Raw genomic sequence first — 7,205 nt, forward strand, 5'->3', positions numbered from 1 at the left:
TTCACTGGGACGCGATTCATTGAGAGAGGAAAGCCAGCCGATAGATGCCGATAAAGTTGGGATTGGATTCGTCGGGGATCCATCGGGTGTCCTTCCATGTCATGAGTTGTTGCAGGCTGACCGAGCGCATGCCGTTATCGGTCGGGGTGCTGCTGCCGGTGTGATAGGCGATGGAGCGGCCCATCCAGATCATCAGGTGCTGGTCGTCGCCCTGGTCGTAGAACATCAGGTCGCCGGGGCGCGCCTGGTTGAGGTCGCGACCGACCAGCCGGCTGTTGAACTGCACCAGCTTGATCGCATTCACGTAGGGCCCGACCTGGCCGCCACCCTGCTGCCAGTTCTGCGCCAGGCGCCGTTGCTCGGGACTGAGCGCCAGCTCCGGGGGCAGGTAGCGGTTGGACAGGCCGTTGGCGCGCAGCCACTTGCCATCGTGGACTTTCAGCGCCTCGTTGGCGGCGAAGCGCACCAGGCCGGCGCAGTCCTGCTGGTGCCAGCGCGGACTCGGCCCTTGGCGCAACTGTTCCTGGGCGATGCGCACGAACCAGGCGCGGAATACCTGCGATTGCTGCGGGTCGAGCGTTACCGCGGGCTCGCCGCGGGCAACGCCGCTGGCCAGCAGGAGCAGCGCCAGGCCGAAGGCAGTCAGGCGTCTCACAGCGACCGCCATTCCAGCGGCAGCCATTGCCACGGTGCGTTGGCCTGGCTTCCGGCAGGCAGCCCGAGGGCGTAGCTGCCCTTGCCGGCGAGGGTTTTCAGGCGCGGCATCAGGTAGGTGTCGGCGGCATTGCGGAATACCGGCTCCATGTCCTGCGGCAGGCTGTCGAGGGTTTCCCGTTGCAGCAGTTCGGAGAGCGGCTGCGGCGCCAGGTAGGCCGGTACCAGCGCATCCTTCGGCAACACCTCGGCGAGCGGCGGATAGCGTTTGTCGAGGGTGTCCAGGGCCTTGCCGAGCAACTGGTCGTCGAGGGAGAACAGCAGGGTCTGGCCATGGCGCGCCATGCCGATGCGGAAGAACGCGCGGCCGCTGATGCTCTCCGGGTTGTCCGCCTGGCTGGCCGGATAGGCGCCGAAGTTCGAGCTGACCTGGCGGGTCCAGCGGCGGGTCTGGCCATCCACCCGGTCTTCCACCGGGAAGCTGCCACCCTCGACCTTGGCTTCCTTCGCGCCGATCACGCGACCGAACAGCTTGCCCAGCTCGTCGTCGAGTTCGGCACTGGCCGGCGCGCTCAACTGGCCCACCAGCAGCGGCGAATGCAGCCGCGAACTGGCGTACCAGCAGAGACCGGCAGCGCCGCTGAGATGCTCGGAGAAGGCCTGGGCCATCTTCTGCTCGGCCCCCAGACGCTCCAGCATCACCCCGTACAGGCCAGGGGTGACCGGCAGCGCCACGCAGGCGCTGGCGCCCATCGGCATGGCCTGCCAGACCGGGGCGAAGTCCAGCGGCGGCTGGCGTTCCACCTCGTTCAGCGCCAGGTAGCTGCTCCAGCCCTGCTCGCCCTTCTCGAAGCGCACCCCGGCGAAGCTCGGGATGAAGCGTTGGTAGCCCATGGCCAGGACGCTGGCATTGAGGGTGATGCGCTGGCGCAGCTCGCCGCGGCCCGGCAGGCCGAAGCGCTCGGGGAACAGTTCGTCGCCGTCGAGCAGTGCCTCCAGGTCTTCGCTGGCCGGAGCGTTCAGCGGGCTGTCGTCGCTTTCGCCACCATCGTCGAAGAGCATCCGTGGGTTCGACAGCAACAACAGCCGGTCGCCCTTGGACAGGAACAGCATCGCCTTGTCGTTGCCGTAGCGCAGGCGATAGACCGAGGTTCCCGCCAGCTCGCCGACCTTGCGCAACTGCTGGTCGTCGGCGGCGATATGGGCCAGCGGCTCGAGCACCCGCGCCAGGCCGCCGCGCTTGAGCACCACCACGAAGTCGCGCAGGCGGCCGTCGGCGCCGCGCCAGAGGGCGACCTGGGCCGGTTGGTCGAGCAGTTCCTCGACCAGGCTGTCCTTCAGGGTCAGGTCGTGCTCGTAGATGATCCGCCGCAACGTACCGGTCAGGCCGAGGCGGTCGCCATTGTTCTCGTAATAGAAGACGAAGTCCTCGGTCAGGGTATCGCGCAGCAACGGCACCTCGAGGATTTCCTTCGGCAGGCGGCTCAGCGACACGCTCTCGATCAGCGCGTCGGGCTTGCGCAGGTCACGGTAGGCACGTGGCGCGTCGGCGTCCGCGGGTGCCTGGGCGCCGATCGGCTGGCCGAGGTCCTCTTCGGCCGGGCGCCCTCCGCCGAGCCGCTCCAGCCAGCCCATCTGCCAGGCCAGCACACCGCCGGCGGCCAGCGCGGCGACGATCCCCAGCACCGGCCACAGGGCGCTTCGGGTGCGCGCAGCGGCGGGCGCAGGGGTTCCGTTGGCAGGGCTGGGGGTGTTGTTCTCGCTCATGGTTCGCTAATCCCGTGTCATCCGTACGAGGGGATGCTTCAGTAGGTAAAGGTCTTGACCAGCACCAGGTCGCCGATGGTGCGCAGGGGCACGACGAAGGTCTCGTGCTTCTCGTCGACGCTGTTTTCGTTGAACACCAGGTTGACCTGCGCGGTGATCACGTCCTGTACGTTGCTGCCGGCCTGGAAGTTGTAGCCCTGGTTGTTGAGGTTGCCCCAGTAGTTCACGTAGATCAGGTAGGTGCCGTGCAGCGGCGCGCCCATGGTGAACATCTCCGGGCCGGGCCCGTCGACGCCGTCCGGATCGAGGCCGCCGCTGTTGCTCAGGCGCGGATGCGCCCAGTAGGCGTGCTGGCCATCGGGGGTGACGATATGCAGGTCGAGCTCGGCCTTCGGATCGTCCCAACCCAGCACCACGCGCACGCGCGGCGGCAGTTGGGAGCGATTGGCCTCGTAGAACTGTACGCGCTTGAGGATCTTGCCGTCGGCGCTGCCGACCTGGACGCCGTTGGAGCCGTGGCCGAACGCATAGGGGCGGACGAAGCGCCCGGCGCCGTCGGTATAGAGAGGGAGAGGATTGCCGTTGACCACCAGGCGCTGGGCGCGCTCGGTGCCGACCAGTTCGCGCAGGTGTCCTTCGATCAGGCTGCGGCCGCGCTGGCCGCCGCGATCGATGGGCGGAGTCGGATAGGCGACACGCGGGGCATCGGGCTGCTCGAGCAGGCCGGAATAGCGCCAGCCTGCCGTCGGACCATCCAGGTCCACCGAAGGCTCGGCTAGTGCAGGCAGCCCGAAGGCCAGTCCGAACAGCACCGACAGGCAGCCGGCACTCGAACCGAAGATACGCATGATCAATCCCTGGTCGTGCGATTCATGAAAGTTGCATCTTAACGATTGCGCTGTCCGCTGGATATCCCCGGCGACCGGCGGAATGTGCGAAATCCACCGCGATTCGACGGAAAGCGGAAAGTATAGGGGGCGCCATGCGGCGCCCCCGTTGTCATTTACGCTTCAGCGCCGTACCGGCCGCTTCTGCAGCTTGCGCTGCAAGGTCCGTCGATGCATGCCCAGGGCGCGGGCGGTGGCGGAGATGTTGCCCTCGTGCTCGGCGAGCACGCGCTGGATGTGCTCCCATTGCAGGCGATCCACCGACATCGGGTTTTCCGGCACCAGGGTGTCCAGGTCGGCGTGCTCGGAGAGCAGCGCGGCCAACACGTCATCGGCATCCGCCGGCTTGCACAGGTAGTTGCAGGCGCCGCGCTTGATCGCCTCCACCGCGGTGGCGATGCTGGAATAGCCGGTGAGGATCACCACCCGCATGTCCGCGTGCAGTTCCAGCAGCTTCGGCAGCAGCACCAGGCCGGAGTCGCCTTCCATCTTCAGGTCGAGCACGGCATAGTCCGGCGTGTCCTGCTGGGCCAGCGCCAGGCCTTCCTCGGCGGAGCCGGCGGTGCTGACCCGCAGGCCGCGACGGCTCATGGCCCTCGCCAGGACCCGGGTAAAGGTGGGATCGTCGTCCACCAGCAGGAGATGGGGTTGTTCTTCCCCTTCGAAGAGCAGCTCTTCAGACATAGGCAGGGCCTCTCAGACGGATCACTCAAGCCATTCCGTAGCTGCGCGGCAAGCGCAGTTCGGTCAGAGTGCCGCCATCTTCGTGGTTATACAACTTCACCGTTCCACCAGCGCGGGTCACGCTGGCCTGACTGAGAAACAGGCCGAGGCCGAAGCCCTTGCCCTTGGTGGTGAAGAACGGTTTGCCGATCTGTTCGGCGATCGCCAGGGGCACCCCGACGCCGTGGTCGCGGATACTCAGGCAGATACTGCTGCTGTCCCAGTCCAGGCGGATGTCGAGGTCGTCGGGACAGGCGTCCGCCGCATTGTTCAGCAGGTTCAGCAGAGCCTGGCTGAGGTCGGTCGGCGGGGTCAGGCGCGGCGCGGAGCCGAGGCCCAGGCACTGGTAGCGGTAGGAAGCCTCCGGACGCATCAGGTGCCAGCGGCGCAGCACCGATTCCAGCCATTCCGCGGCGCTTTGCTCCTCGATCGCCTGACGACGGTCGGCCTCGGCCGCCCGTACCAGTTGCTGGAGGGTGTGCTTGCACTGCTTGACCTGTTCCTGGAGCAATGCCAGGTCTTCCTGCAGGGTCGGGTCCTGCGGGCGCTCCTGGCGCAGCTCGTTGAGCAGCACGCTCATGGTCGCCAGCGGCGTACCCAGTTCGTGCGCGGCACCGGCCGCCTGGGTGGCCACCGCGAGCAACTGCTGGTCGCGCATGCTTTCCTCGCGCCGCTCGGCCTGCATGTGCGCCTGCCAGCGCAGCGCCTCGGACATCTTCACCACGAAGAAGGTGATGAAGGCCGCCGACAGGGCGAAGTTCAGCCACATGCCGAACAGGTGCAGGTTGATCAGCATCGCCTCGTGCTGAACCGCCTGCAGGTGCAGCGGGTGGTACCAGATCAGCAGCAGGGTGTAGCCGGTCAGGGCCAGGCCGGAGAGCACCATGGAGTAGATCCAGGGCAGGGTCGCAGCGGCGATGGTCAGCGGTACCAGGTAATAGGAGACGAAGGGGTTGGTCGAGCCGCCCGAGTAATACAGCAAGGTGCTGTGGATGATCAGGTCGCAGGCCAGTTGTACCGCGTACTCCTGGTCGGTCACCGGCCACGGCGCGCGCAGGCGCAGCGCGGTGAACAGAATCAGGCAGGCGGACAGGCCAAGGGTCAGGCCGAGCGCCAGCCACGGCAGCGGCAACAGGTCGGAGAGCCAGGCGAAACCCACCGAGCCGGCCTGCGCGGCCAGCACGAGAATACGGATGAGGAGCAGACGGCCAAGGTTCTGGCGACTGGCGGAGAGCAGGAAAACCGGTGCGCGCATGTTTTCTTCCGGAATAAGCGCGAGTATAGCCAAGACGCTGTCGGCAACTCTGCGGCAAAGTGACTCAGAAACCTCGCAGGTCGCCATCCTGCCCTGTTTCGCCGAGCGCTGTCAGGGCTCAGATCAGTAAATTTCACGTTTTTTCCGAAATCGCCTAACCCGTTCCGGGAAAAGCCTTCGTCTCATGGTCCAAGACTGGCGTATAGGCGTGTTTGCCACGCCTGCCGGAACGATGCTCTACAGTGTGAATTCAGCCTTAGTACAAGGAGTTGCCCAATGTCTGCGATTTCCCGCCTGGCCGCCGCCGTCACCCTCTGCGCCGCCAGCCTCTCGGCCGTCGCCGAGGAAGCGCCGCGCTACAACCAGGTCTCGCTGCACGCCGAAGTCAGCCAGCAGGTGGCCCACGACCTGATGCAGGTCACCCTCTACAGCGAAAACCAGGGCAGCGATCCGGCCAAGCTCGCCGCCGAGACCACCAGCGTCCTCAACGCCGCCGTCGCCGACGCGCGCAAGGTCAAGGGCGTGACCATCAGCCTGGGCAGTCGCAACAGCTATCCGGTCTACGACGACAAGGGCCAGAAGATCACCGGCTGGCGCGAGCGCGCCGAGCTGCGCCTGGAAAGCTCCGACTTCGCCGCCCTCGGCCAGCTTTCCGCCGACCTGCTGGGCAAGCTGAAGATGGGCGGCATGGACTTCAGCATCGCCGATGCGACCCGCAAGAAGAACGAGGACCAATTGATGAAAGGCGCCGTGGACGCGTTCAAGGAGCGCGCCCAGTTGCTCACCGAGGCGCTCGGCGGCAAGGGCTACAAGCTGGTCAGCCTGAGCGTGAACAGCGCCGGCGCACCGCGCCCGTACCCGGTGATGCGGATGGCGGCGATGAAGGCCGACGCCAGCTTCGGTGGCGCCCAGGCGCCGGAGATCGAGGCCGGGACCAGCCAGGTCACGGTCAACGCCGACGGTGTGATCGAGGTGCAGATGCCCTGATCCGGTCGGCGCGCACCACAAGAGGCAGCCTCCGGGCTGCCTCTTGCGTTTCCACTGTCTCTCGCGCAGCAAACGCGGCCTGCGTCGCGTTTGCGCAAATTCGAAAATGCGACATTCCCTTTCAAACGGATAACAACATCTACACTGAACCGACCTCGACGCTTGCGGCCGGCACATGCCCTGCATAGCTTCGCGCAAGACAGCTCACGAGGCTGTCCCTCGCAGACAATCAAAATAACCAGAGGTCACTCCATGCGTAGAAACGCCGTCATCCGCTCCGCGATCATTCCCTCGCTGCTCGGCGCAGCGCTGGTCGCCGCCGTTCCCCAGGCCTTCGCCAGCAACCTGATCTTCTGCTCGGAAGGCAGCCCGGCCGGCTTCGATCCCGCCCAGTACACCACCGGTACCGATTTCGACGCCGCGGCGGAAACCGTCTTCAACCGCCTGACCCAGTTCGAGCGCGGCGGCACCAAGGTCCTTCCCGGCCTCGCGGAAAGCTGGGACGTCAGCGACGACGGCAAGACCTATACCTTCCACCTGCGCAAGGGCGTGAAGTTCCACAGTACCGACTACTTCAAGCCGACCCGCGAATTCAATGCCGACGACGTGCTGTTCACCTTCGAACGCATGCTCGACAAGGATCATCCGTTCCGCAAGGCCTACCCCACCGAGTTTCCCTACTTCACCGACATGGGCCTGGACAAGAACATCGCCAGGGTCGAGAAGCTCGACGAGCATACGGTGAAGTTCACCCTCAACGAGGTCGACGCGGCCTTCATCCAGAACCTGGCGATGCCCTTCCCATCGATCCAGTCCGCCGAATACGCCGCGCAACTGCTCAAGCAGGGCAAGGCCAGCGACATCAACCAGAAGCCGATCGGCACCGGCCCGTTCGTGTTCAGCCGCTACCAGAAGGATGCGCAGATCCGCTT

At 65.9% G+C, this 7,205-nt stretch carries 7 protein-coding genes; 2 read left to right on the forward strand and 5 right to left on the reverse strand.

Going from position 1 to position 7,205, the window contains the following annotated elements:
- Positions 1–16: 16 nt before the first annotated feature.
- The 5 genes from HMPREF3014_RS23395 to HMPREF3014_RS23415 all read right to left on the reverse strand — a co-directional run bounded on the left by HMPREF3014_RS23395 (position 17) and on the right by HMPREF3014_RS23415 (position 5,286).
- Entirely contained in the window at positions 17–655 is a 639-nt protein-coding gene (locus tag HMPREF3014_RS23395; protein ID WP_003112865.1) for a DUF1175 domain-containing protein, read from the reverse strand.
- Positions 652–2,421 (reverse strand): DUF2138 domain-containing protein, encoded by a 1,770-nt coding sequence (locus tag HMPREF3014_RS23400; protein WP_003116230.1) that lies wholly within the window; start codon positions 2,419–2,421, stop codon positions 652–654. The genes HMPREF3014_RS23395 and HMPREF3014_RS23400 overlap by 4 nt, the downstream gene beginning before the upstream one ends.
- Before the next feature lie 38 nt (positions 2,422–2,459).
- On the reverse strand, positions 2,460–3,269 hold the full coding sequence (locus HMPREF3014_RS23405; RefSeq protein WP_003094417.1) for a YfaP family protein: 810 nt from the start codon (positions 3,267–3,269) through the stop codon (positions 2,460–2,462).
- Positions 3,270–3,431: 162 nt separating this feature from the next.
- Complete coding sequence (locus HMPREF3014_RS23410) at positions 3,432–3,992, reverse strand: response regulator transcription factor (protein WP_003106283.1); 561 nt, start codon at positions 3,990–3,992, stop codon at positions 3,432–3,434.
- A 25-nt stretch (positions 3,993–4,017) separates the two neighbouring features.
- Entirely contained in the window at positions 4,018–5,286 is a 1,269-nt protein-coding gene (locus HMPREF3014_RS23415; RefSeq protein ID WP_003094421.1) for an ATP-binding protein, read from the reverse strand.
- A gap of 276 nt (positions 5,287–5,562) precedes the next feature.
- On the opposite strand from HMPREF3014_RS23415, the gene HMPREF3014_RS23420 reads away from it, so the two are divergent.
- The gene (locus HMPREF3014_RS23420) at positions 5,563–6,273 is read left to right on the forward strand and encodes an SIMPL domain-containing protein (RefSeq protein WP_003094423.1); all 711 of its coding nucleotides are present in this window, start codon (positions 5,563–5,565) and stop codon (positions 6,271–6,273) included.
- 252 nt (positions 6,274–6,525) lie between these two features.
- The coding region (locus HMPREF3014_RS23425) for an ABC transporter substrate-binding protein (protein ID WP_256562445.1) at positions 6,526–7,205 on the forward strand (680 nt) is incomplete at its 3' end.

Source organism: Pseudomonas sp. HMSC065H01, assembly GCF_001815235.1.
Lineage (GTDB): Bacteria > Pseudomonadota > Gammaproteobacteria > Pseudomonadales > Pseudomonadaceae > Pseudomonas > Pseudomonas aeruginosa.

Excerpts from the sequence above, each read along its gene's own strand:
- HMPREF3014_RS23400 (WP_003116230.1), bottom strand. The coding sequence starts at position 2,421 with ATGAGCGAGAACAACACCCCCAGCCCTGCCAACGGAACCCCTGCGCCC.
- HMPREF3014_RS23405 (WP_003094417.1), bottom strand. The coding sequence starts at position 3,269 with ATGCGTATCTTCGGTTCGAGTGCCGGCTGCCTGTCGGTGCTGTTCGGA.
- HMPREF3014_RS23410 (WP_003106283.1), bottom strand. The coding sequence starts at position 3,992 with ATGTCTGAAGAGCTGCTCTTCGAAGGGGAAGAACAACCCCATCTCCTG.
- HMPREF3014_RS23415 (WP_003094421.1), bottom strand. The coding sequence starts at position 5,286 with ATGCGCGCACCGGTTTTCCTGCTCTCCGCCAGTCGCCAGAACCTTGGC.
- HMPREF3014_RS23420 (WP_003094423.1), top strand. The coding sequence starts at position 5,563 with ATGTCTGCGATTTCCCGCCTGGCCGCCGCCGTCACCCTCTGCGCCGCC.